The 1,147-nt window shown below is 41.3% G+C and carries 1 pseudogene; it reads left to right on the top strand.

Features of this window, described 5'->3' with window-relative positions:
• A pseudogene (locus HMPREF1477_RS09740) lies at window positions 1-1,147 on the top strand (hypothetical protein); the annotation flags it as partial.

Genomic DNA, 1,147 nt, shown 5'->3' with positions numbered 1-1,147 from the left:
TTAAAACTGGTAATGTAACAGTAACTGGTGGTACTACAAACGATATGACTGGTTTGTCCAACACTACTGTGACCGGTGCAGACTTTGCTACAAAAGGCCGTGCTGCTACAGAAGAACAATTGAAAGCTGCCACTGGGGCTACTACATTGAAGTTCACAGGTGATGTAGCAACCAATACTGGTTCCGTAAATCTTAAGGATGATACATTCGGTATTAAAGGTGATGGTAAATACATCTCTACTGACGTAAACGGTAAAAATGTAAATCTTACAGTCTCTGAAGCAGAAGTTAAAAAATCTGCTGTCGCTGCCGTAACAGTCAGCACAGATACAACAGATGCTAATAATCCATTGACCGTAACACCTACAGCGAGTGCAGATGGTACCACTAAGGATTACAAGGTAACTATCGATGGTACTAAGATTGCTAATAAGACGAACTTGTCCTATAAGGCAAATGATGGTACTGCAAAACAAGTCTCCTTAGCCGATGGTTTGAATTTCAAGAATGGTACATTAACAACTGCATCTATCGATGATAATGGCGTTGTGAAATACGATGTAAATACAGCATCTATCACTGCTGGTACAGATGGTACAATTACAGGTCCAACTACAGATGGTGTAGCAACAGCTCAAAACGTAGCTGATGCTATCAATGCAGCTAAAAAAGCATCTAAAACAGAAATCACGGCTAATACCGGTGAAGCAGCTAATGCAACAACAGGCAATGTAACGCTTACATCTACTACAGCTGCTGATGGTCATACTATTTATGATGTAAAACTCAACGATAAAGTAACGTTGGGCTCTGGTGCTAATGCGGTAACAATAGATGGTACAGCAGGCAAGGCAACTATTGGTTCTTCCATTGTGGATGGTGTAAACAGTACATTCACTACAGGTGGCGCTAATGCTGTTAAGTTAGATGGTGCAGCCGGCACAATTAAGACTGGTACAGTAACAGTAACTGGTGGTACAACAAACGACATCACTGGCTTGTCTAACACAACTGTAACTAGTGCAGACTTTGCAACAAAAGGCCGTGCAGCTACTGAAGAACAATTAAAAGCTGTAGGCGAACAAACATGGCAAATCACGGCAGATAAAGATGCTACTACATCTGGTGCTCAAACAGGTACTAAGAA

Origin of the sequence: Veillonella sp. HPA0037 (assembly GCF_000411535.1) — a bacterium.
Classification (GTDB): domain Bacteria; phylum Bacillota; class Negativicutes; order Veillonellales; family Veillonellaceae; genus Veillonella; species Veillonella atypica.
Note: the sequence above shows the minus strand (reverse complement) of the source record. Positions and strands in the feature narration are given on the sequence as shown.